13 protein-coding genes and 1 pseudogene are annotated in these 24,833 nt (G+C 64.4%); 7 read left to right on the forward strand and 7 right to left on the reverse strand.

All coding sequences use genetic code 11. The annotated features are described in order from the left end of the window. Positions 1 to 9: 9 nt before the first annotated feature. From dpdK to dpdE, 7 genes are read right to left on the reverse strand one after another with little or no spacing between them, the layout of a single operon-like run. Positions 10 to 537: a phospholipase D-like domain-containing protein DpdK gene (dpdK, locus tag ACIP6N_RS14945; protein WP_079177548.1), complete on the reverse strand. Its 528-nt coding sequence runs from the start codon at positions 535 to 537 to the stop codon at positions 10 to 12. Continuing rightward, positions 534 to 5,009 (reverse strand): protein DpdJ, encoded by a 4,476-nt coding sequence (gene dpdJ, locus ACIP6N_RS14950; RefSeq protein ID WP_401815726.1) that lies wholly within the window; start codon positions 5,007 to 5,009, stop codon positions 534 to 536. The genes dpdK and dpdJ overlap by 4 nt, the downstream gene beginning before the upstream one ends. Before the next feature lie 6 nt (positions 5,010 to 5,015). Further along, positions 5,016 to 5,699, reverse strand: a complete 684-nt coding sequence (locus tag ACIP6N_RS14955; protein ID WP_193463172.1) for a hypothetical protein — start codon at positions 5,697 to 5,699, stop codon at positions 5,016 to 5,018. Next, positions 5,696 to 8,746, reverse strand: a complete 3,051-nt coding sequence (gene dpdH, locus ACIP6N_RS14960; RefSeq protein WP_401815729.1) for a protein DpdH — start codon at positions 8,744 to 8,746, stop codon at positions 5,696 to 5,698. The genes ACIP6N_RS14955 and dpdH overlap by 4 nt, the downstream gene beginning before the upstream one ends. After that, positions 8,739 to 9,605, reverse strand: a complete 867-nt coding sequence (gene dpdG / locus ACIP6N_RS14965; RefSeq protein ID WP_071339517.1) for a protein DpdG — start codon at positions 9,603 to 9,605, stop codon at positions 8,739 to 8,741. The genes dpdH and dpdG overlap by 8 nt, the downstream gene beginning before the upstream one ends. Then, a complete protein-coding gene (gene dpdF, locus ACIP6N_RS14970) occupies positions 9,605 to 12,199 on the reverse strand; it encodes a protein DpdF (RefSeq protein WP_124722795.1) in 2,595 nt (864 codons plus the stop codon). The genes dpdG and dpdF overlap by 1 nt, the downstream gene beginning before the upstream one ends. Then, complete coding sequence (gene dpdE, locus ACIP6N_RS14975) at positions 12,199 to 15,600, reverse strand: protein DpdE (RefSeq protein ID WP_401815731.1); 3,402 nt, start codon at positions 15,598 to 15,600, stop codon at positions 12,199 to 12,201. Before dpdE ends, dpdF begins: the two co-directional genes overlap by 1 nt. Positions 15,601 to 16,241: 641 nt before the next feature. Here dpdE and ACIP6N_RS14980 point away from each other — a divergent pair. From ACIP6N_RS14980 to ACIP6N_RS15010, 7 genes and pseudogenes are all read left to right on the forward strand, one after another. Beyond that, a pseudogene (locus tag ACIP6N_RS14980) lies at positions 16,242 to 17,773 on the forward strand (ISL3 family transposase). A 1,393-nt stretch (positions 17,774 to 19,166) separates the two neighbouring features. Further along, positions 19,167 to 20,189: a hypothetical protein gene (locus ACIP6N_RS14985; protein WP_401815733.1), complete on the forward strand. Its 1,023-nt coding sequence runs from the start codon at positions 19,167 to 19,169 to the stop codon at positions 20,187 to 20,189. A gap of 18 nt (positions 20,190 to 20,207) precedes the next feature. Continuing rightward, positions 20,208 to 20,501 carry a hypothetical protein gene (locus ACIP6N_RS14990; RefSeq protein WP_401815734.1) on the forward strand — a complete coding sequence of 98 codons (294 nt, stop codon included), beginning with the start codon at positions 20,208 to 20,210 and terminating at the stop codon, positions 20,499 to 20,501. Positions 20,502 to 20,764: 263 nt separating this feature from the next. Beyond that, positions 20,765 to 22,465, forward strand: coding sequence for a YwqJ-related putative deaminase (locus tag ACIP6N_RS14995; protein WP_401815736.1), 1,701 nt, complete (start codon positions 20,765 to 20,767; stop codon positions 22,463 to 22,465). 13 nt (positions 22,466 to 22,478) lie between these two features. Further along, a complete protein-coding gene (locus ACIP6N_RS15000; protein WP_401815738.1) occupies positions 22,479 to 22,952 on the forward strand; it encodes an SUKH-3 domain-containing protein in 474 nt (157 codons plus the stop codon). Further along, positions 22,945 to 23,334, forward strand: coding sequence for a YwqJ-related putative deaminase (locus ACIP6N_RS15005; RefSeq protein WP_401815740.1), 390 nt, complete (start codon positions 22,945 to 22,947; stop codon positions 23,332 to 23,334). The genes ACIP6N_RS15000 and ACIP6N_RS15005 overlap by 8 nt, the downstream gene beginning before the upstream one ends. Then, positions 23,331 to 24,278: an SUKH-3 domain-containing protein gene (locus ACIP6N_RS15010; protein ID WP_401815741.1), complete on the forward strand. Its 948-nt coding sequence runs from the start codon at positions 23,331 to 23,333 to the stop codon at positions 24,276 to 24,278. Before ACIP6N_RS15005 ends, ACIP6N_RS15010 begins: the two co-directional genes overlap by 4 nt. Positions 24,279 to 24,833: the final 555 nt, after the last annotated feature.

The raw sequence follows: 24,833 nt of genomic DNA on the forward strand, positions 1-24,833 counted from the left end.
ACTTCTGCCTTAGACGCCACGTGCCGTCCATTCATGCTGGTAGTCCACTACTGCCTGTGCCGCAGCCGATTCGTCCAACGTATAGCTGATCTGCTCCTTGTTCCGGGCCAGGCCGTTGCGCGTGAAGTTCATGGAGCCGTCGAACATCCAGCCCGGGCCGATCAGGCTCTTCTCGTGAATGTCCTGGTCCAAAAACACCTCGAGATCCGTACCCGGTCCACGGCCCAGAGCGAGGCGCTCCAAGAACATCGCGTTTGCAGGAGCATCCTGGGTCACAACACGAACGGCGGTGCCACTCTGTGCCAGCATCAGCAGCAGGTCGGACAAGCGGCACTGCAGCGGAGGGTTGTCGCCCAAGAGGTAGTCGAAGGAACCGTCAGCGTTGTCGACCAGATCCACATCGCTGACCCATGCAGACACCAACCAGACCTCGCCGCCCGGCGACGAGAGTTGAGCCAGCAGCGCCGTCCGAATCAGCGAGTCCGCACGCAGGGCGCTACGCGCATTCGTGCGGAGTGTACGACGAAGGACAGTCACTGCTCAGACTCCTTGATGACGGCCTTGATGACGACCTCGCGGCTGTCCCTGAGTACCTGTGTCACCTCGCCGAACAACTTCAGGTCTCCACGGTCCACACGAAGAACAGGGATGGTCAGCATCACATGGCGCAGCAGTTCGGGCTGAACTAGAGGAACGACCACTTCAACTGCAGGATGCGAGGAGAGCAACTCGGCGTAGCTGGTGTGCCAATCCGACGATGTGGCATCGAGGCGTGGCCACGCTTGCGTGTGCACGGCGGCCGCCAGAAGCCGATCCAAGATCTGCGGGTTGTCCACCGCGCGATATGGCTGGTAAGAGTCGAAATGGTAGTTCCGTGCCTGGTCACCTCGGGGCCAGAGCATGCTGAAAGCCTGGTCCGGGCTGATCGTACGAGGCAGCTGCACCTTGCCCGCGCCAACGGCGTACGCGATGACCCTTGAGTCGACCTCAATCCCAGTTGCTTCTTCCAACTGATCCCACGCCTTCACCAGAGCAAGGGCAGTCGCGTCGGTCAGACTGTCGGATCCGCGTCGAAGCAGACGCATCGCAAGGGATGCAACATCACCGTGCCGAGGCGCACCGTCCAGGTCGGTCCAGGCCGACCTGATGCGGTTCAGTGCATCCTGGCTGTTCTGAGCCGAAGCCGCATCACGCATCTCGCTCATCGCCTCAGCGAGCTCACCACCTGGCTCGGCCTCCACCACATGACCGAGCAGACTCGTCAGCCGTGCATCAGTCTGCTCGAAGCTGTTGGGACGCAAAGCCGCACCAACCAGACTCCAGAATCGGGCAGGATCACGGCCGTACGTCTCCGCCAACTTCTCCACGACGCCGAGCCCACCCTCGGACGTCTCGCTGATCCAGATCTGGTCCGTTGCCGAGCCGGCACCCGGCACCACGTCGAGCGTCAGGTCCTGGTCTCGGGCGTCGGGACAGGCTCGTGTTACTGCCTCCAGGATCGCAGCGGCCAAGGTGTCCAGATAGGCGCGCCGGGCGAGGCCAACCGTGCGGTCATGGAGCTTCTCGCCGAACAGCAGTGAACCAGCGTCGTCGAGCACGGCGATGACATCGGGGTGTTGGCTGAGTGCCTGCAGATCGTTGATAACGCGGTCGGCAGGGCTGCCGGCGCCCGTAGGGGAGGCGGACGGATCCTGCCTGTACAGCAGCGGAATGACCTTAAGGATGCTGTCCCGCCAGGCGCCCTGTGACAACTCCGCGTGAATCGCCTCGGGCTTCTTGCCTTCAAGTCCCTCAAGCGCGAACGCGGAGAGGTACACCAAGGACAACCACCCACGCTGGAACGAGTTGGCCGCTTCAGCGATCCGCCTGTCCTCCATGACGGTGTTCGTGAACGCCTTCGAACGCCACTCGGGAGAGTTCAAATGCTCCACTACGCCAGGCAGCGACAGATCCAGCGGCTTGACCTGAATTTGGACAGCGTCGACGGACGAGGAGAAGCCCATGGCTGCCCTCTTTCCCTCGTGGATGTAGCTGACCGCCACCTTGTGCCGCTTCCCCGGCGTGCCCTTGATGACGTCGGCCACAGCCCCATACGTCATCCGGCGCACCTCGGTCGGGTTACCTGAAGCGTGAGCGGCGAACCCGACAGAGATCACCCGCTCCCGCCACTCGGGAACCTTGGGCACGTCCGCCGCAACCGGAGGACCCGCAGGGTTGTCCACGAACTGGGTTGCCCACAAGGGGACACCCTGGGACGAGGTCGCGATCTCTTTGTCCGGCTGAGCCAGCTTGATCCGTCGCGGGCGCGTGACCTCGACCGCCTGCACATCCGCGCGGCCGGTGCCCCAACAACCCTGCCGCTCCTCGGCGTCGAGGATGTGACTCAGATCGATCACGGCGTCACGGACCCCGGTGGGAACCTCCAGCCACGTGCGGTGACGATCATCGCGGTATCCGAACCGGCGACTGACCCGGCCAGGCACAGCTTCACGCAGTGCGCGCCCGACCGGCAGCTTTTCCTCGTCGTCGGAAGTGGCAAAGGGCACCGCAAAGCTGACCTCCGGAAGATTCAGCGGAGCGAACAGCGACGTCGTGACGAACTCAGGCAAAAAGGCACGCTGGTCCGTGCCGGGATCCTTGTGGATCGGCGACGCGCCAGCGTAAAGACGCCGCAACAGCGTGGGAGCCACTGCCAACAACAAAGACCGCGGCTGCTCCCACAGGAGGACCTGCACTTCGTCGGCGCTCAGGCCCAGCGCGCCTCGCAGATGGCCCGCCAGGGAGCGCAGCAGGATGTCATCCCCGTCGAGCAGGCTCTCCAGATCCTTGATGACCGCTTGTCGGGCCTTGGGCAACTGCTCATCTCTATAGTCTGGTCGGGTATTTCCCGACAACAAGATGCGGGCGCTGACCCACAGGCCCTGCTCACGAAGTCGGGTGCCGAGCCAATCGACGAACGCTCGAGCGCCTTGGATCTTGATGATGTGGCGGTTGTGCACAGGCAAGGTGCGAGGCGTCACCTCAGGAGCGAAGAGGGATTCATACCCTTGATAGGCCAGTCGGTCTCGCCCAAAGTCAGAGAGAGCAACGATTGTGAGCGGGCGCGTGCCCCTCTCACGTCCGGCCCGGCCCCGGCGCTGCAGGAAGGAAGCCGGGTCTCGAGGCGCCTTGTGCTGGACGACCAGTCCGACGTCGGGATCGTTGAAGCCGACCTCGAGAGAGGCCGTCGCAACGACAAGATCGGCGTCCGCGTCGACGCCCGCATCCTGGGAGGATGTCCGGCCGATCCTCAAAGGTCGCTCGCTCAGGTCGGAACTGAGGTTGTGCCCAATCAGCTCCGGAAGGTTCCAGGACTGGCCCACGAGGTAACGATCTTCTTCCGCAGGAAGGTCCATGGAACGGAGAGACGCCAGAACCGCAGCACCCCGCTTTCTGCGGTTCTTCCCGTACTGCCCTCCCTCTGCGTCTCGCAGGTCGTCATACAGGCGGTTGGTGACGTCGAGATCGTCTGTAAAGAGGAACCCCTTGGTCCCATGAAGCGTCGTCCCGGCAGGCCGAGTCCTGTCGAGCAAGCGTCCGTGGAGCATCGCCGTTTGGATAGTGGTGGACAGCAGGCTCGTACCCGACAAGGGGTCGCCGCGCAGCGCGAGGTGGTACTCGCGGCCCTCCGCCTCCATGTCCGCGCCGCGCGGTTCGATGAGGGCGACGCTTTCCGCAGGGAGCCCGACAAGTTCCGCCATGAAGCGGTCGGCCTGACGCAGGGTGGCGCTGAGCCCGACGAAGGTCACGGGGCCACGACGTGCGTGACGCCAACGCCGGAGCAGCAAGGCTGTTTGCGCGCCCGTGGCATCGGAGTACGTATGCACCTCGTCGAGCAGGACGACGCGGGGACCATTCCAGTTCCAGCCGAGGGTCCTGCTCAACTTCGACCCCGTGCTGTTGCGGTTGAGCATCTCCGTCGTGGTGAAGAGCAGCTTGGGCGGAGCCCCGTTGATCGACTCTCGGGTAAGAGCCATAACACCGTCAGGGATCTCCTGATGGCACACGGAACACCGCAAGGCCTCCGAGCCGAGCGCCCTGTCCTGTTCCGACCAGAGCATGGTGCCGCCATCCCCGGCGGGGCACGTCAGATAGGGACAGACACGGGCCCCACCCTGCACTGGCCACTCGTACATCCCCTGGGTGACGTCGCCGAGACCCGGCGGCGTACGCCCGTAGAGCACACCGATCCGCGGACTGGGCATGCCCCGCTCCCGGAGTTCGAGTGCGTTCTTGATCGCATCGCGCAACTGGTCACGCAGTAGTTCGATGCGCGGATAGAGCGCGAGCGTATGCACACCCGCGCGCCGGTCATTGGCCATCGCGGCGAATGCCGGAAGGTAAAACGCGAGGGTCTTTCCGCTGCCGGTGCCGGCACCGACAACGACGCCACGCGAACCCCCGTGGACCAGGGAGTTGGTGACTGCCTTGGTGGCGTCGACCTGGAAGCGCGAGAGCGAGTACGAACCGATCAGCACCCCGGCGACTTTTGAGTGATTCTCAGTCCACCCCGATGTCACCTCCATCTCGGCGATCGCCTGGGCAGCCGAGATGTCACGCGTCGGATAGCGACGCTCAGAGACGTGCAGGCGGTAGTCGGCGACCAGCGGCCTACCTCTTTCCCACCAGTCCGGCTGCAGTGGAGCACCGGGCCAAGGGCCGAAGATCTGCCGCAGGGAGGCAGTCAGCCGAACCCCCTCTGCGAACCTTGTCCGGTACTGATCGACTCCGCCGAAGGGGACCTGGAAAAGAAGTTGCTGGCTAAGGAGCGCCTGCCTCAACTGGTCGGCGTCAGAGAACAGCGATGCCGCGTCTTCGTCTTTGTCGATGACCGACCAGAGAGCGTCCATCACCTCTTCTTCGCTGAGCATGCCGTCTGTGACGCCCCAGGACAGGAGGGGCAACTCCCGGTCCTCCAGGGCAGTAAGCGCCTTGCCCAAAACGGCGCGGCGCAGTGTCGTGGGTGCCACAGGTCGTCAGTCCGCCTTCCGAGTGACGGTAAACCAGCAGTCCTGGTCGTAGTCTCGCAGCAGCGTGATGTCCGCGTCGCTGAGCTCTCGAAGAGTGACCCCGCCTGCGTCGAGCCGGTTGATGAGCTCGAGGAGTTCTTCCGGAGCATCGTCCGGTGCGTGCTCGAGGAGCCTCAGCAGCGCGTCGCGATCGGTACAGAATGTGAGGATGCTGGCACTGTCGACCTTGGAGCGATTCGCCTTGGTCTTCATCGACTCGTAGAGCGCGGCCGCTTCCAGTCGCTCATCGGTGCCAAGAGTGACGAACCGAGCCGGAGAGACCTCTTGGATCTGTGCGGTGGCCCATGCCTTCCAGAGCTGTCTGAGCGAAGTACTCAGCTCGCTGGTGAATGCGTCCAAGGCGCGCTTGGCATCGAGGAAAGCCCGGTCGCCGGGCAGGCCACCTCGCGACTTCGACTCGAGCTTGGCCCGTGCAGCCTCGAACCCAGACACGTCCAGAGCCTGACCGGTGCGCTCACGCAGCAAAACCGCGATCTGCTGCTGGACCATCGCGGCCTGCAAGGCTGCACGCACCTCATCGATACGCTGGAGCACCCGCTCCTGTTCGGCCCGCTCCTTTTGGCCTTCGGAGATGCTGCGGGCGATGTTCTGCAGTTCCTGAGCCTTCTCCAGAACCGTAACGCTGCTCACTTGCCTGCCTCCGCGTGCGTACTAGCGTCATCTACGGCCTGCTTCCATTCCCCCAACAGACCTGCCAACTGCTCCGCAGCGTCGCTGACCGCGTTCTGGTTCTGCATCCGCGCCGCAGCCAGGGCCGTGTCCAGCAAGGAGTCGGCAACCGTGAGGTAGTCGCGCATCTCCCGCAGATGTGGGGACCGAATCGGGGCCACCACAGCCAGGAGGCTTTCGGCCGACGAGTCCTGGAGGCTGTTGGTGACGCGAGACAGGTCCTTCTCCAGTACGGACAGCGTGGTCCAGTCGGCTTCCGCGACTGCTACAGCCCGACTGTCCAACTCACGCTCCAGGGGTCCCGTGATGCCCTCTGCCTTTGCCATCTGCAGGGCCGTGGACACTTGCTGGACGAGGCGGTCACCGGGGCCGCTCGCCCTGGGGAAGCGCTCTCGGATCTCGCCGAAGAGCGTACGTAGTTCCTGGAGTTGACCGCGCACTACGGATTGCCACCCTGCACGCAGGGGCTGGCCAGCGCTCTTGACCCATTGCGGAAGTTCCACGGCCGACAAGTCCCAATGCGCCGCTGCCTCCTTTACGAGAGGAAGGGCACGGGTAGCGTCAACGACGTGGACCGCTCCGGTGGAACCCTGTCCGATTCCCAGCGAACTCAGCAACGACTCCACGAGACTGCTGCGATGCTGCATGTGCACATTGAGTCTCTCCAGCCATGCCTCAGTGCGCGACGACACGTCCGGCCGTACCCACTCGTTCCCTACATCGAATGCTGCTGCGTACAGCGTCTCGATCGGCATACCGGGAACGACACGTCCGGCCAGCGCAGCGCCGAGCAAAGAAACACGCAACCCAGCGATCAAGTCCTTTTCGGTGCGTTCCAGGCTCTGCGCAACGCGCTCTCGCATAGCGGGCCTGGCCGCGTCAGCGATGCTAGCGAGACGAACGATGTCCTTCCCGCGCACCCCATCTACCGCGTCCGCGGACAGGCGCAGGAGGCTCTTAAAGAACTCGCCAGTCGCAGGGTTGCGCTTGAGAACGATGGGTGCGCCCGCACTCATCGCCTCTGAACTCGCATCTTCGATTGAGACCTGGTTGGATTTGACGTTCTTCGTATACCATCCGGCCTTTTCGGTGTCGGTGAGGTTGACCGGCTTGACCGGAGGCGTTAGCCAATCCTCCCGGTAAGGGACCGATTTCGAAATGATGGTGCGAATGATTTTTGCCTCGTCCGTGGTGAGGCGAGAACCTGTTGCGGCCCAGTCTTCCACCACTTGAAGCTTTCTCTGCAGAGCGGGCACCTCCTTTTGAGGTGGTGGCAGGGGAGTGCTCTGCTCTTTCTGTGGGGAAACCTGTTGCTTTTCGTGCAGGCCGTCAACAGCCAGGGCAGGTAGGGAAAACGCTTCGCTGATGCCCTGCCGCAGATTCACCAACTGGGGCGGTGCATCGGCCCAAAACTCCAGCGCCGCCCGCCGGCGCTTGGCGTTCAAGGGGTCGTGCGTATCGATATCTTCGCTGACGCTGTTGGGCAATGCCTGGTCGACGCCTCTGACGGACTTGTAGTTCTCCTGGAAGAAGGCGCTCGGGAACTCGCCCTTGCTGATGGCGCTGTACGCGTCGGCCAAGATCGGGATGACTCCGCTGCCCAAAACGTTGCGCGGTACGAAGGCGTACGGGTTCTCCTGCGGAGCCAGGCTGTGAACGACACGCGTCAGAGACGGACGATTGAACGGGTAGAGGCCGAACCCGTCCGCGGAAACACCGAAAGAATCATGACAAAGGCTCTTTGCAATGCAATCGTCACATTTGTTCGGAATCGAACCGCTACCCGCACTTTCCAGCGCACCACGCCCAACTCGAGCGGCGTTGAGGTACCTCGCGACGAACGTGGCGATGTCCTCTGTCCCTGTCTGGCCTTCTCCCAGGACGATGTCCAGGTTGTAGACGAATCCTCCGGTGGAGGTAGCGATCCTGGAGGCTGCCGTTTCCGGAAGGTCGTGGAAGTAACCACTGGTGATCGCCATGAGGGTTCGCATGGGCGCGAGCACCGCATGCCCTTCCCGCTCCGACGTCTCGGTGATCGCGTCGAGCAGGTCACCCTGGACACCTTGGATCAGAGCGAAGTCCTCCACCAGGAGGATGATCTCCTTGCCCTGGCGGGCGTAGATCTTGCGCACCTTCTGCATCGCACCAAGAAGACGACCGCCTCCCAGCGCCGACAGTTCTTGAACGGCCTTGTCCCATTGCTCATTGAGCAACTCCACGGCCAGCACCTGCAACTCATCCCTGGACATGAGGACGCCGAAGATCTGCCGAGTAGGGGCTGCCATGTCGCCGGCGATGGCATCCGGGCTCAAGGGGAGGTCTTCCAGAGAGAAGCGAGGACGACGCTCCTCGCCGGACTCTCGATCGCTCAAGAAGTGCTGGGCGAATTGGGGAATGAACTTGCCGGACTCAAGCATCTGCGCCTGCAGGAGCGGATCTTGCAGAAGCAGCGAGATGCCTTGGGGTCCGACGAGTTGACGCTTCTTCCCGGAGACCGATTCCTTACCGAGGTCCGCCAGAGCGACGCTCAACTGGGTGATGAGGCGGCGCGCCAGCGAGGCAGCGGTGAAGTTCCCGGTGACGTGCCGGATGTCCTTGCGGATCTGCTCGATCTCTTCGTCCTCGACACCGTCGAGGAGGGAGTCGATCACATGTCGCAAACTCGTCTTAGACTTTTCGAGGTAGATGATCTTTCGGTCTTCGGCGGGCTCGATGTTCTCCCTGACCCAGCGGACCAGATGGGACTTGCCAGAGCCTGACTCACCGACCACCGGCAGGAGCAGCGTCCTGGTGTTCGTCCGTCGGTTCAGGAACTCGTCGAGGACGTTCTCCTCCGTGACGCTCTCGCCTGTGCTGTTGAACGACCGGCCAGTAATCCGGGAACGCTGGATGCTCAACGGGGTGTGCGTGGAGAGAAAGACGGCAGGCGAGGCGACGACCGCCTCCGTCTGAATCGTGGAGATGACGTTTTCCACGTCCCAGCAGACGTATCCCTTGAAGTCAGACATTGGTGGCCTCCTGCCGGGTGATGGAGGAACAAAGACGCATGGACAGACGCTCGGGGTCCTGCAACTTGATCGGCTGCTTGGCGTCCGAATCGCTGCTCATGACGAGCCACTTCTCGTGTTCGCCTCGCATCAGGGCGAAGGAGAGTGCCGTGTCGACCGTCCGGTCGTCGGGCAGTCCATAGCCCGAATTCTCTGAGATGCTTCCACCAGGAAGGACAGGAAGGTGTTCACGCAGCAGGCGCAAGACTTCTAGAGCATCCGCAGGAGTGTCTGCCGGCAGGTGCTCTTCCAGCACCTGCCGCACGGCGCAAGTACAGTCCGGAACATAGCGTTGGGCGATGTGGGGAGCCGAGGCGCCCAACCCAAGAGTTCCCGCCCACGCCACGAACGGTGACCATCGTGAACCGTTCACGAAGACCAACTCTCCATCGGGTGCATTCTTTTGGTGCCGGCTGTCCACGAGGGCCCAACTGAAGGACTCCGAGAACGGATCCCGGCTCAGGCTCCACACCAGAGCCCGCCGCAGGTCATCGGCGATCTCGGCCGGTTGGTGCCCATGAAGGCCCAGCACAGCGGCGCGCAGTGCGCGCTGGAAGGCGGCATAGTCGTCCGAACGCAGGTCTGCAAGGGCACCCGACAAGATCCAGGCCTCGCCGTCGCCGCTTTCCTCAGCGAGCCCCAGTGACCGCAGCGTGTTGAGCGCGTAATGGACCGTGGTGGTCTTCTTCGCGTCGAGATTGTGCGGCTCGAGGAAGGTGCGCAGCGTCTCAGACGCCACGGGCCCGGACTGCGAGGCCAGGAAGCGTACGACAGCCCAGATCTCGCCGGGATACGGCACGGGCGTGTTGAGCAATGCCATTATCTGAACTCGCTTCTCACTTGCTGGATGTTCAACGACGGGTGTGTAGTCACGAAGGGCACCCCGGGCCTGGTCGGGTCCTCGATTTGCCGAGGAAGGAGGAGGTACACAGGCTCCCCGTCCTCAAGCCGGTACCGGAGTTCCTCATCGAGGCGCGGCGTCGCGGCATCAGCAACCCAGACGATCGTGGCGGTGGTGCCACTGCCCACAAGGCCGCCGTCGTGATCGACGAGCACCGGATGACCTGGTGCCTGTTGCTGTATCTGCTGGGCCACCTCTTCGCGAACACCAGGGCCGGCGAAGTGAGAGATACCCGACCGCGCCAGTTTCACCAGCACGGGCAACACGTTGTCCTTGTGTTCCGCAGGGCTTTGCCAGTACATGCTGAAGTGCGAGGTCTGCGGGTGCAAGTGGGCCAAAGGACTGGCCGGCGGGGACCACTCAACAGTGGCCGGATCCGGCGAGAGCGGCTTGCGGTACAGGGATGCGACCCCTCCCGGCGGAAGCCCTTGACGTCGGCAGTGAGGACATCCGCGGCAGGCTGCCATGGTGTAGTGACGCCCCCCATTGGCTCCCGTGATCGAGTAGTACTCGGCCAAGGTGTCCGCAATGCACCGCTCGTGGCGCAAGACGCTCAACATCCTCTGCAGAGAGCTCCGCTGGGCATCCTTGATATCCGAGCGGATGCGGTTGTAGGCGTCGTGGAAGTATGTCTCATCGTTGGTCTGCCCATCCACCAGTTCGATCTCGATCCGGTCTCGGGCAGTTTCGTAGAACGCCGTCATCTGCTCCTGCCGGACCGAGGGATCCTCCTCGGACTCACGAACCGGAGGCGTGGGAGGGAAGACCTTGATCATCCCCATGCGATCCATCAGATTGAGCAGACGAACGTTCCAGTCCTTGTGCGTGGCGTACCCAACGGGCAACCGCGGTGGCCGCAGCGTCAAGTCGAGCAAGTACCTGTTCGCGTGAAGGTGCTGTCCTTTGGTGAACATCGCCCGCCACCGTCCCCAAGCGGTGTCTGCCATGAGGATCTTCTGCTCGTTCAGTGACTGGGCTGTGCCATGGTCGCCAGGCGCTGATGCCAGGTAGGAAATCGAGGGACTGCCGTCGCGGCCGCCACGTCCGACCTCCTGGTAGTAGCGGTCCACGGTCTCAGGTACGCACGCGTGCACGACACTGCGTACATCGTCGAGGTCGACTCCCAGCCCGAAGGCGGAGGTGCCGACGACGACGTCGTACTCGGTCGCGACAGCACCATGACTCGTGCGGCCTGACCAGCCCTCGAGCGCGCGACGACGCCTGGCGTCGTTGACGTTCCCGTGTACGACGGCGACCCGGTGCATCCCTGCCGTCCGCAGAGCCTCGGCCCATTCGGTGGCGTGCTTCTTCTGGGTCGTGTACAGCACCATCGGTTTCGGTAGGCGTACCACAGCCCTCAGAACTGCTGCGGACCGCTCCTCTTCCGAGCCGAAGTCGTCCAAGAAGTAGGTAGGCTCGCTGCGCAGTTCGGAAGCCCAGACCACTTTGGTGCGCTCACCGGAACCGAACAGATCCCGTAGCGTCGTCACCTGTTGTTCGGTGAGCGTGGCACTCATTGCAACTGTCCTGGGCGCACGACCCTTGGGAGCGATCTCTCGCCAAGCCCGGTGTGGGGCAGCCAGGCTCTGAAACTCCGAGCGGAACTCGTTGCCCCACTGTTCGACGAGATGTGCTTCGTCCAGTATGACGTAGTTCAGGTGACCGTCTTGGGCGGCATCGCGAAGGGCTGTGCTGAGTCCGGCGACCACAGCTTCGGGAGAGGCGATTACTAGTGCCTGTCGCCCGGCTGAAATGTCCGCGCGCATCTGCTCTTTGTCGGCCTGGTCCAACTCCCCGAAATATGCGTACCGATTGTGCAGAGCGCCGGGATCACGCCTGCTCAGCAGCTCACGGACACGTCGTTCCATGTCGATGGCCAGGACCACGGTGGGCACGACCATCAATGACACGCCACTGTTCCGGCCAGCTAGCATGGCACCGGCCAGTGCCACCGGCGTCTTGCCGTGGCCGGTAGGTAGGCAGATCAGAAGGGTCTCACCCGGCGGCATCAGGACGACCGAGCGGGCCGCTTGGCGCTGCCCCTTGGAAAGGTAGTGGTCGTATCCGAGGACGTCCTTCCAAAACGGGTCGGCCGGCGCGGCTTCCAGGACACGGCGCAAGGTGGAGTCCTTGCCGAGGACTGCTTCACGCACCTGTGCAAGCCCTGCTTCGTGCGCCGGTCCGTCACCCTCAACCGGGGCCCATTCCTGACCTCGTAGAAGGACGCGACTTCCGTCGACCAGCACGTTGCAACCGCCCTGCCGCCACTGATCAGCGGTGGGCAGGCCCGCTCGCAACGGCACGGACAAATGGCCCGTGCGCCCCAGCGCCTGGTGGACCAACAGGAGTTGTCGCGTCAACGAGGCAATGTCCAGCCAGCCGCTAGCGCCGCTCTGCAGCCCAGCCAGGGCGTCCCCCAAACGGCGAAGAACGCCCTTGTCCAGGATGTCCGGCTTCACCTCGGGCCACTCGTTGAGCAGGTGCTGAGCTCTCACCCATGTGTCTTCAGACATCAGTAGGCCAATTCCAATCCGCGGCGCACCAGGCAGGCAGCGGCCACGACCCGGACAACGGGTCGCGACAGCCCTTCGGCAAGAGAAGTCAGCACCTCCGCGTCGGTGACCAGGCTTTCGGTGTCACGAAGAAGCCGGCCAGCCGCTTGCCGCGCTTGGGCCTGCGAGTGCAAAACCGCGGAGACCTCCAGTGCCCTGTGCTGAGCGTCCTGACAGACTGCCGTGAGATCCGTGTGCTGGTGCAGAAACCCCAGCGCTGCTTGCTGGGCGTCACGCACGTACTTGGCCGCGTGCTCCTGGCCTCCGAAGACCTCGAACAACTCCGCAGCACGCTGGCTGTTGTAGTTGCGGTCACCCTTGCTCTTGTCGTACGGACGATTCAGGAAGGCCAACTGGGCGTCCGTGGTCACGGGCCGGTTCGTGCCCGACTCGATCCAAACGCGCCTGATGACAGGAGGGAAGACCCGATCCGCCTGGCGACGCAGAGCCCTTCCGGCGTCCGCACTGCCATTGACGTGCTTCAGTGCGGCAGAGGTGTCCGCCTCGATGAGGAAATCGAAACCGAAGTACGGTTGCGGGCCCTGCCCCGGCGGCATCCCGCGGTCGATCCGCCTGAAGGCGGCACTCTGCCCAAGACTGTCGTTGAGGACGGCATCGGACAGCATGTCCACCAAGGGATTGCCGACGCGGAACAGTCGTGCGTCGCGACTGCGCAGCGCGCGTGACCGGTTGAACATCGCGTGAGCGATCTCATCGTCAGGGAGGCGATCCTTGACCCGCTTCCAGTGACGAGGAGAAAGAAGCGGACGGGTCGAGCCGTCGTTGATCAGAAAGCGCCAAGCCGGGGATCCCTGGATGGAACGATCGAGGTAACGGAGCTTGATACCCCCTCCGGTGGCGTCCGTGTACGCGAGGAGCGCCTTTTGCGTCTCGGACCAATCAAGCTCGACTTTCGCCAGCGCAGCCGGAACGCTGCGCAGGCGCTGCGTCGACACGTGGATGGACTCCAAAAGGTCCATCTTGCGGATCTCGTTGCGTTCCTTGCCGAGCCGTGCATCCACGGCCTCCTGTTGCGTCACAAGCCCTTCCGGCCCAACCTCGACTGCACCAGTCCATACGCTGGTGACCGACTGGGCTATGGCGTCCTGCAGAGTGGAAACAGAACGGTCGAAGACCCTGTAACCATCCCCGAGAAGGGCGGCCCATGCCTCCGTGAAAGAGCCGTCCGGGCCGTTCTCCTCAGCCAGTCGGAACTGAAGCGCGGGACCAACCGCTCCAGGCAGAGCCGGACCGGGATAGCGATCAACGCGGCCAAGACGCTGTTCGAGTTGGTTGGGGGACCAGGGAAGCCTCAGATGGACAACACAGTCGGCTGCCTGCAGGTTCAAGCCGTCTTCGGCCGTGTCATCGACGAGGAGAACCGCCTGCCCAGGCGTTGGGTCTGCCCAACGAGCGACGTCGGTTGCAGCCTGAGCCGCGCCGATGCTACGCGTGTGCTCGGTGATCACTACTTTCGGGAAGTCGGAGCGCAACCGACCTGTGAGCGCGCCAGCTAGTCGGCCGGGTCCACAGAAAACCACGGTGCGCTGTGCCTTCCGCATGACAGGAAGGAACGCCCGGATGATGTCCTTCAGATTCTCCGTGCTCGGCTCGCCCCCCGCAGGCCAGTCTTCCTCAGCCTCGGCCAGCAGGGTCTGTTCGCAGGCAACTACCGGCACACCGCGCAGCAGTTCCCGCTCCCGTAGTGAGAGCCCCGCACGTTCGCCAGCATCGGCGTCGGCCCTCACCCGCCACCGCAGCGCATCGATGGCGTCGTACGGAAGCGCGGGCGCCCGCGACGTGAGAACCGCCAAGGGCATGGCGTACTTCGAGAGCTGATCGCTCAGCCCCTCGTTCTCCAGGTGCTCGCGCACCGAGTTCCACCAGAGCATCACGAATTCACTCCCTGCCTCTACGACGGGGGAGGGGGAGTAGAGGGCTTCGGGACGCTGGCGGCCGCGCACCTCATAGGGAAGTGCCTCGGCGTCCGGGCCGCTGGCCTCTTGTAGCACCGCCTCGCGCCGGTTTCGAATCATTCGGCGGTGGATCCGGTACGTCTCACTGATGTGAGCGCGCAGTTCGGTAACCCGACGGGCGAACTCATCCTGCTGATCGGGGTCGCTCACCTCGTCATCCTCGTCGAGCATGTCGAGGACCTCGTCTGCGAGCTGGGCCAGACGCACGTCACTCGAGGGTACCTGTGCTCGAATCTCGTCGATGCTGTCCCGGATGACATACGTGTACTGCGGGTTCAGGGAGTAGACCGAGTTGGCCAACTGCTCGCGCATGCGATAACGGTCCTCGAAGTCCTGACGCCTCTCCCACGAGTAGAGCTCTGGGTCGAGCAGGTGCAGCAGGCCAAGGTTCGTCAGGTAGCCCGACGTCACGGGGGTGGCGGACAGCAGCAGCAGTCGCTCGGCCGAGTGCGCTAGTGCGCACAACTCCTTGTAAGGCGTCTCATCCGGACCTGCCTGCACGAGCGCATGGGCCTCGTCCACAACGACGAGGTCGGCATGCTTGTATCCAGCCCACTTCTCGGGCGTCTCGTGGCTGGTGACGACGATCGTCGCATCAGGGAAGTCCCCGATGTGGAACTTGTCCTTGAGCTCAGACAGCCACTGTCGGCGAAGAGCGACTGGCGAGACGACCACCACGCACGCAGCCGGATTATCGATGAGGATCTGACGAACGACGTACCCGGCCTCGATCGTCTTCCCCAGGCCGACCTCATCGGCCAGCAGATACCGCTGTACCGGGTCGGAGAGGACCGTGAGCGCGGCGTTCACCTGATGCGGAAAGATCTCCACCGTCGACGAGAGGAACGTACTCATGTCGGCACAGGCACCACGCTGCCGGACGAGGTTTTTAAGGACGGGGAGTCTCGCGTCTCGGTACGGCGTCGTGCTTCCACCACGGACGGTCAGATCCGCAGCGGGATCCAGCACCGGGCGATCCCACCGAACGTGGAGATGCTCCTCACGAACAGGCAGGTCGTAGTCCACATTGGGGAACCTGACGATGTAGGAACGCCGGGCGGGCTCTGCCTGTATGACGCGACCCGCGTTCCATAGCCCGTCCGGACTCCTCCACCAGATGCGCTCCTCGCGCTCCAGGAGGACCCGGTGCACCAGGTGGTCCGCCACCCACTGCGATTGTGCGATCGTCGCGGTCGGCGACTCGAAGTAGTCAACGCGCACGCGCTCTCCATCTACCTCCCCGACTTTGCCGATCCCCGGACCCCCCGATATCCGCACAAAGGTACCGAGTCGTCTTACGCCGCTCACGTGACCCTGCTTCACGATCTCGCCCCCGCTTGTTGTGCAGGTCGCCCCTCCCCAGGGCGCAGCGCCCCCCGGCGCCATAGCTGCATATCCTTCACCATTTGATCACAAGTTCCGTAGTTTGTCGGACCCTTGAGGATGTGCCGTTTGCGGCGGCCGGATGTAGTGACACCCCACATGTGCAGCGCGCAACGGATGATAGGGCAGACAAGTCACCTGGTCATCGTCTCCGCAGGTCGGACGCCGAAGAGGGCGCTACCCCATGCGCCGGCCGGGTGGGGTAGTTCACCCATACTCCACGCGGCCACCCCCGACTGCTCTCACCGTGCGCCAGAGGCATTTCATCCCCGAAGTTCAGGTTTTTAACCCTAATGAAAGACTTTGACGCAGGAGGGATGTGCTCTCCGCGGCGCAGGGTGCTGACCGGACTGTACGGTGCCGCCACCGGCTTCCCCCCTCGACCCGTTGACGACACAACGTCTACCGCATCCCACTGACAACGGCCCCGCATGCGTAAGGAACGGCAGTTGCGTGTGGACGCCTTCGCTGACGGTGGAAGGCGGGCAGCGTCGGGAGGGGGCACCCGCTGGCTGGCTGTCCCCACGCCCAGCCAGCAGCGCGCCGGCGTACGGATATCTCCGGCCACGGGGTCTGTCAATCGAACGGCCCTGTCTCACATTCGGTGGTGACGGAGAGTTGTGAGGGTCGTTGACCTTCATGTGATGGATGTCAACGAGCTTGTGCAGACGGTGTTTTCAGGTCTGTCCCCGCTGGTCATGGAGGATGTGGCCGACGAGGGTGAGCAGATCGTGGCGCGGGCCCGGACGCCGCTGGACACCGCGGTCTGCCCGGTGTGCGGGGCCTCGTCGGGACGGGTGCACGGCTATCACTGGCGGACGGTGGCCGACGTTCCGGTCGACGGGCGACGGGTGGTGGTCCGTGTGCGGGTGCGGCGTCTGGTGTGCCCCACGCGAGGCTGCCGCCACACCTTCCGCGAACAGGTGCCCGGGGTGCTGGAGCGATACCAGCGACGCACCGCTCGTCTGACCACGCAGGTCAAGGCCGTGGTCAAAGAGTTAGCGGGCCGGGCGGGATCACGTTTGTTGGCGATACTCGCGGTGGGCCTGTCGCGTCACACGGCCCTGCGCACCCTGCTGCGCATCCCGTTGCCGACCGGGAGGGTGCCCCGCGTGATCGGTGTCGACGATTTCGCCCTGCGCCGGCGGCACCGCTATGCCACCGTGGTGATCGACGCCGAGACACATGAGCGGATCGACGTGCTGCCTGACCGCACGGCCGACACGCTGGAGGCGTGGCTGCGCGAGCATTCGGGCGTCGAGGTCGTGTGCCGCGACGGCTCAGCCACCTACGCCGAGGCCATCCGCCGCGCCCTGCCCGACGCGGTCCAGGTCGCGGACAGGTGGCATCTGTGGCACAACCTGTGCGAAGCCGCCCTCAGCGAGGTGAAGGCGCACAGCAGCTGCTGGGCCACCGTACTGGACGCACCCATCTACGACGGGCCACGCGCCCGAACCACCCTGGAACGCTGGCACCAGGTCCATGACCTGCTCAATCAGGGCGTGGGCCTGCTCGAATGCGCCCGCCGTCTGCAACTGGCCCTGAACACCGTCAAACGCTACGCACGAGCCGACCGGCCCGAGCGGATGCTCCGCGTCCCCAAATACCGCACCAGCCTCGTCGACCCCTACCGCGAGCACCTGCGCAAACGCCGGGCTGAGGACCCTGCCGTCCCCGTCAAGCACCTCTTCGAAGAGATCAAGTCCCTCGGCTACGAAGGCTGCCTCAACCTCCTGCACAAGTACATCAACCAAGGCCGCGCGGACGCCGACCGCAGCCACATCTCCCCACGCCGGCTCGCCCGGATGCTCCTCACCAGGCCCGACAACCTCAAGACCGAACATCACGACCTTCTGGCCCGGCTCACCGCCGCCTGCCCCGAGATGACCCAACTGGCCGCCCGCATTGCGGACTTCGCCCAGCTCCTGACGCCTCGCGAAGGAAACGCCGACGGGCTCTCACGCTGGATCGTCCAGGTCCGCGCAGTCGATCTGCCTCATCTGCACTCCTTCGCGAACGGCCTCGAACTCGACCGCGCCGCCGTCAACGCCGGACTCACCTCCCGTACCACAACGGCCGCACCGAAGGCGTCAACACCAGAACCAAACGAATCATGAGGCAGATGCACGGCCGAGCCGGGTTCCCCCTGCTCCGCCACCGCATCCTCCTTCAATGACCGCTACACAGCGCTACCACCGATTACGGGACAGAGCCGAACGATTTACAGTCCCTAGCGAAGAAAGACGCGGCCATCGGGAAGTCATCCTTCTGCGTAGGCCGAGCCGAGGAGGACGGCACCCTCCGACGAGACTTCGCGGGGCGGTCCTGGTCATCGAGGAGGAGCAGGTAGACGCGGCGGTCGATGAGCCGCTGTGTGGTGGAGGAAGTGGGCACCCTGCAAGACTGCACAGCCGACTATTCAAGTAGCAATATTTGAGCCTTCCTCGGGGTGAGCCCCTCACCCCCAGAGCGCCAGCCGTGTGCGGCCAACCGGGGTTGCCCTGTGTCGTGAGCCGCAAAACACAGCAGAGGCGTTTGGGATTCAGCGCTGCAGCGTTTGGAGGCGTCGCATGGCATCAGGCCTGAGCTGCGACGACGGAATTTTCGACACATCCCACGAAGGCGGGGGCTTGTGGAAAACCTTGTCGAGAAGTCCAGAGTGCAGATCCTCGGCAAGAGTACAAACCCACTGGTCAGCGGTGGCGCCACATCCCCTGCGTTGCTGGTCGAGCAGACAACATGGCGTACCAGTCACTAGCCAAGGAACAGGGTAGCGGATGTGGGCGAGCGACGGTTGCGGGGATCCGCCTCTGAAAGGGGCAGTGAAGTAGGCAACTGCTCCTGACCTGCTGGTTCTGTAGTTGGCGAAGAACGGGCGGCGAATGCGGAGGGGAACGGACAGGCGGGTGGTTGGACCGTTCTGTTCCCTGCGTCGGTTTGCGGGTGTGCTTGTCGCCGTCTCAGCGCGAACGGGGCTGACGTTGCCCCTTCTGCGGTTCAGGGTGCTGGTTGGCTGAGGGCGTGCATGGGCCGGTGATCAGCCCGGTTGCGCAGTGGGCGGTGAGTCCGCTGCGGGTGGTGCGGACGGACATTTGGTGGACTTGCGGGGACCTGACGCGGGGGCTCATTCCCATGCTCCCGGGGAGCAGAAGCGGCCGTACGGTGTCCGGTCCACTCCGTGATGAGCCGCGGAACATGTCCGTAGCGGTGCGCCCGGCCACTGTGACGGTGTCGATCTGCGGTGCCGCGGGTTTCTCGTGACGGCAATGCGGGTCCGGGAGCTTTCCGTTCCTCTCGGCGCGGATTAATCACGGGTTCACCATGGGATGCCGGGGGTTTCCGATGGAGATGAGCGATTCTTGTTCCCTCCACTTGATGCAGATGTGGATCCGGAGTGTCTCTGTTCGGCGAGAACTGCTGTCCACCCAGGCCAGCTTCGCCCTGCGCATGTCCGGGGTCAACGTTGACCGGCCGCGATATTCCTATGCCGAGTACACCGTCGGCCTCTGCTACGTCGCGGGAGGCAAAGACCATCCGGCAGGAATAGTCACCGGGCAGCTGACGCTCTGGTGCATCGCGCGAAGGACGCGGGCTACGCGGAGGCTCGAAACCTGCTACCAAAGAACGGCTGGGGCTGGTTGGCGGACGCGGTGCGTGACGGGTGGGCCGTGTGGACCGCGAACCTCTTCGCCCAGGACGAGACAGCCCCGTTGACGACGCGCAAGAGGGTTGGCCTGGCTCTCGCCGGATACCAGCACTCGCCCAGCTATGTTCCCGGGGCTGTGGAGCAACTTGTGGCGCACCAGGGTGCGGCGAGCGCGGACCGGCTCGCGATGGCGACGGCCGTGGCCCAGCGTGCTCCTACAGACGCGACGAGTCTGCTGTGCTGTCTCGCATCGGACTCGATCGTGCAGTTCGGGCATCAGATGCAGGCCATCGGGCTGCTGGATGAGATTGACCCGGTGATGGCCGAGAAGATGCGAGCCTTTCAGACTCGCCTTCCGGCCGCCCGGGTCGGTCGTGACCAACACCGAGAGGCCGCCGAGCGCAAGCAGCGCGAAGTAGCAGCCCAGCGGGAGCTGGAGACTCCCGAGGCGGTCGTGGACCGGCTCGATGCCAAGATCGAGGAGCTCCTGGAAGACCCACGATTCCGAGGCTCGGCGGATTGGCTGGCCGATCAGCTCGATGACCACATTGCCGAGACTGACTGGGATGATTTCGCCCAGGACATCGCGGACATCTGCAACCTGGTTTGTGATGATGGCATCGACACCTCGCTTCGTCTGCTGAAGGTCCTCACTCGGATCAGGTTTGGCGGCGATACGAGCTCACGACCCAACACCTTGGACCTCGACGCGCCAAGTGATCAGGATTTCCCCCAGCTGACGCAGGAAGAACTGGAGGGGAATGCGCGGACAGAGGCTGAGCGGTCCTGGGGGCTCTGGAGGCAACTCGTCGATAAGCATGGTTGGGACGACGACCGGTTCGATGAACTCGACCGTCAGTTGGATGAAGTGAACCGGAACGTGGGCGCCTCGATCTGCGAGAAGACCGGCAATCACCTCCGGGAACTCCAGCAGCACCTGGTGTGAGATCTCTGGCCTGCCCTCGTGAATGCCGCAGAGGAGAGAGACTATTCCGCTGCCCGAGGCCACCTGGCGACTGCGCGCCTTCTTTCGGGCGAGGCCGAGCGCGCCGTGACCCTGTGGAAGAAGGCTACGGTCAAGGACTATTCCTTCGACCCGCTGACCATGCCGTGGCCCCGTGACTTCTGGCTAGTGCTGGGAGAAATGGCGCGGAGGCGCCGCCGCACCGTAACGGGCGAGAGTGATCAAGCCACTTGGTACCTCGGCCTGGGCGGCGGCCGTCACGGATACCGCCTCGCGGCGCATCCGCGGCTCTAGGACGGTCTGGCACCAGGCCTGGCTGTCCGGGGCAACGGGCGAGAACGGCGGAGTCGACCTGGAAGCGAGTGACGAAGCCAGCGCCGTCGGGGCGGGCGACGGGCCAGGCGTCTTCGGCAGGCCCGGCCGACAGTCGGCCGCCCCTTGCGGCACCCAACGGACACCCCCCTGGAACCACTTGGGATGACGAGTGCGTCTCATGGCACGATTGAGCTGCTCTTGCTGTGATTGATCCGGCCGTGGGGAAGGGAGACCGTTGCGGCGTGGGTTACACCATTCCTGAGGGCGTCGACACGATGCTCGACCTGGTCGGGGTCGGCTGGCCCAACGTTGACGAGGACGTGTACCGCGACATGGCGGACGCGTTACGGGAGTTCGCGGATGACGCGGACGACGACGGACACGCCGCGCATCAGCACATCCAGCGGCTGCTCTCCAGCGGACAGAGCGAATCACTGACCGCCCTGGACGCGCACTGGTCCAAGGTGCAGGGCAAACACAAAGACCTGGCGAAGGCGGCTCGGATCATCGCGGGCGCACTCGACCGCGTCGCGGACCTCATCGTGGCCCGGAAGATAGCAGCGGTCGGTGAACTGGCTGACCTGTGCGCCACGGTGGGGGTAACGCTCGCGTTCGCTCCGGTGACGGCCGGTCTGTCGACGCTCCTGGCGGGGGCGAAGATCGCGGCCACCCGTATCGCGTTCAAGAGAATCCTCAAGGAGATGGCGGAGGCGGCCGTCGAGGAGATCGTCGCCACTCTCACGGAACCCGCGGTCGCCGCGATCGAGAACGTCGTGGCGGACCTGGCCATCCAGACCGCGCTGAACGTCGTCGGCGTGCAGAACGGCATCAACACCGACCAGACGGTGCAGGCCGGCAAGGACAAACTCCAGCTCAACTCCGGGCCAGGGCCGGGCGGTCCGGGCCCTGGCGGAGGCCCGGTTATCGACCACGACGCGCACGGCAACACGGGCCTGCACCTGGCCGGCGTACAGGTCTCCATGCGCGACAAGACTGGCGGCAAACTCACCAAGGTCAAGAACCACCACGGCCGCGCCAAGGGCAAGGAATCCCTCACCGCTGTCCTCGACACGACCATCGAAGGCGTCACGGAGAAGCTCGGCAAAGCACTGGGGGACCTTGGCGACCACGTCGGCAAGACCTTGCCCAACTCCATCACCGAAAGCTCGAAGACCCACAAAGACACCGACCAGGATATCCGCGACGGCATAAAGAAGATCCAGTCCCGGGCCGGCAAGGACGAGGGCGACCTCGGCGGCATGGACGGAGGCGGGGTCGGCGGAAACGGCGGCGGAGGGGGAAGAGGAAGCGGCAAGTCCGGCGGAGGCCCCAACGGGAAGCCGATGAGCCCGCAGCCGGGTTGGCACGGGAAGAGTGCCGGCAAAATGAAACACCATCGACGCGACGCACTTGACGTAAACCATCTCAGCGAGGAGCAGCAGCGGGATGCCCTCGTCCGGGAAACGCGCGGCCTGGCCGACGACGCCCGCGATCAGGAGGCAGGGCACAATCCGCCAGGCAAGGACCGTCTGGTGAAGTCGTGCGCGGGTGGTCTGCTGCACGAGGGAACGCTGACGAGCCACTCGAGCTCCACAAAACGGCATGGTCAGTCGCTGCTCGACACCCACCCCGCGCTCAAGAGCGTCGTGGATCAAGTGGAGAAGGAGATTCGAGCGGACAACGAGAACCCGGGCGCAGGGCATGGCAAGTGCGCCGAGATCGCGCTTGTATCCGACCGACTCCATGGTATAGAAGAAAGGGATAACGTAGCGATCCGTACACCGGAAGACATTCGCAGAGTGATGAGCGGAGCACTCGTCTACTCTCTTCAAATCGGAGAACAGGACTCGCCCACCGGGTTCAAGAACCATGGCGATTACAAAGAGCCGTGTCGCTCGTGCTCAAGAATTCTCCCGTTGATCGGTGTCACGGCACACAGTTAGGATGAGGGCGACGATGCCGATACTTTCCACAGCCGAAGAAGTAGATGCGTGGCTGACAGAAGCCGGATGGTACCCGGGACGCGATGTCGGGGAGGAGGCGTCCGAAGCGATCGCGGCCGTGGTCGCGCGATACCGTTCTTACGGTGTGGACATCGAGCCTTCCGCGCCTGCCCTCTCTTTCGTCCGGGAGCACGCGTTCCTTCGAGCCGTCATCGACACCGCTCCGGAGAACTTCGCGATATTCACCCCGCATCTCGTCTTCAAGGGAGACGCTGAGGAGATCTCTGAGCTGGCCGGAGATCTCGGCACGAAGCTCTTCCCTGTCGGATACGACACGTACGACGGCTCCACCATACTAATGGACGAAAGCGGTCGGTTTTTCTTTTCGCACCACACCGGGGCATATTATCTCGGGCGCGAAAAGTATGAGGCATTGATGAGCCTGATGAGCAGTGAGATGGAAGATGCGGAGGACTACTTTGTCTGACCTCGTTCCCGGCGTGGCCGCGTCACTGCTCGTCCACGGCCAGATCTTCAGCCACACCAATCTCGGTGGCGACGACCAGCCCGATCTTCACCCCGCCGTGCGGGAGTTCTTCGACGCACTGCCCGTGGAGCAGCGCGAGCCCTTCATCGGATACTGCGCCGAGTCCGCTCTGGTCTCGGACCAGATGTGGGGGCTGGGCCGTCGGCGCAGCGACGGGGGAACGACGACTCTCGACGATGCCGCCACGCATTTCACCGGTGCCGCCCTCGTCGCACAGAAGATCCGCGGCCACGGCGACCCCGAGCACGGCACCCCGGCACAGGTGTGCCGCTCCTGCTCGGCGCTGCTCGACCGGCTCGGCATTGACGTGATCGGCTCATGACACGGGGCGAGGACGCGCTGGCGGCCGCCGGCTGGTACGACGGTCGTGACGTCAGGGACGACGCCCTGTCAGCTGTGCTCAGGACTGTCGCACTCGTCGAGCCGGTGGCCGATGGAGCGACGTGGGTGCTGTTCCCGGCTGCCGAGCGGGCATTGCGCGAATTCCACGGACTGCACCTACGCCCGGCCGGACCCGGTCACGACGTGGCAGCCACGGGATGTGTGGTCGATCCTACGGAAGCCCGGCACGCGCTGCGCCCGTTGACGCTTCTCGGTGAGTCCACGGGCTCCCGGCTGTTCCCTTTCGGCCGCACGGACACAGACGCGCTGCTCGCGGTCGACGAGGAAGGGCGCCTCTTCTCCATCGATCACGGGGGGCGCTGGCAACTCGGCGACACCGTGCGCGAAGGCTTCGCCACGCTGACGGAAGGACGTGCCCCGCACAGGATCGCCGCTCGGCGGTGGGCCTGGAGCGCACCGCCGACGGAGGACGGGAAGTCGCTCGCCAACGCCGTACGTACCGCACTGGTGGCCGTGTACGTCCTGCACCACCGTCAGGTGTTCAGCGCCCGCGACCTGCGGCTGACCGTCACGACCCTGCGTGGCATCGGCGTGGAGGCTCTGGACCGCACCGTTCCTCTGCCGGGTGGCTCACTGGGGGAGGGCGCGGCGCCGCTCGCGGCCAAGATGAAGGCACTGATCGAGGCCGAGGGCGCCACGACGAAGGGCGCCGAACTCAAGGTGACCGTACGCGCCCCGCAGGACACCACCGCCCCGCTGTCATCCGTCAGCTGCGCCGTGCGCACGGGGCACTCGGCGAAGGCCCCGGCGATGACGGAACTCTCCCTCTCCGCAGGCGCGGGCGCCTCGGTCAGCCGTGTCTGGGCAGTTGTCCAGGCATGCTCGGAGGACCTGGCGCGATACGCCTGGCACCCCTCGCTGTGAGGGATGCACGGTCGTGGGACGCCAGTAGGCCGGCATCCCCACAACAGCACGGCGCGTGCCTGTGAGCGGCTTCAGCCGACTGCGCCGCGCCTTGCTGCCCCGGTGTCCTGCGCACTTGCTGTCAGGCCTCCTCCGAGGAGATCTTCACCCGCCACTCCGGCAACGGCTGAGCCCCCGCTCGGCGCACGTCAGGGCAGGGGATCGCAGTGGTGCGGGCGTTGGCTCGGGTTGAGTGAGGTCACGGCTGTGCGCTCCGTGGGTGTCTCGCCATGCAGTGCCGGACCCATCGCAGGGCCACGTCGTCGCGGATCCCTCATGCTGCCTGCCGTCGCCCCTGGCGATCACGATGCCGTCGAAGACATCGTCCAGCAACTCCTCGATGGCCTGCCTGTCGTAGACCTGGACCAGCTTTCCGTCGATCGCCTTGAGGACTGGTGGGGCAGTGGCTCCGCGGTCCGGCGGATCGGCGGTCCGGCGGATCGGCGGCGCGACGGCGGTGCGGCTGCCCGGCGGAACCGGCGGATCGGAGCCCCGGCTCCACACACCCGGCCCCGC

The sequence above is a fragment of the Streptomyces sp. NPDC088725 genome (assembly GCF_044751305.1).
In the GTDB taxonomy this organism is placed as follows: Bacteria; Actinomycetota; Actinomycetes; order Streptomycetales; family Streptomycetaceae; genus Streptomyces.

What these genes read in the sequence shown, in the direction of transcription:
- dpdH (WP_401815729.1), bottom strand. Translation starts at nt 8,746, where the DNA reads ATGTCTGACTTCAAGGGATACGTCTGCTGGGACGTGGAAAACGTCATC.
- dpdG (WP_071339517.1), bottom strand. Translation starts at nt 9,605, where the DNA reads ATGGCATTGCTCAACACGCCCGTGCCGTATCCCGGCGAGATCTGGGCT.
- dpdF (WP_124722795.1), bottom strand. Translation starts at nt 12,199, where the DNA reads ATGTCTGAAGACACATGGGTGAGAGCTCAGCACCTGCTCAACGAGTGG.
- dpdE (WP_401815731.1), bottom strand. Translation starts at nt 15,600, where the DNA reads ATGGCGCCGGGGGGCGCTGCGCCCTGGGGAGGGGCGACCTGCACAACA.
- ACIP6N_RS15000 (WP_401815738.1), top strand. Translation starts at nt 22,479, where the DNA reads ATGCCGATACTTTCCACAGCCGAAGAAGTAGATGCGTGGCTGACAGAA.
- ACIP6N_RS15010 (WP_401815741.1), top strand. Translation starts at nt 23,331, where the DNA reads ATGACACGGGGCGAGGACGCGCTGGCGGCCGCCGGCTGGTACGACGGT.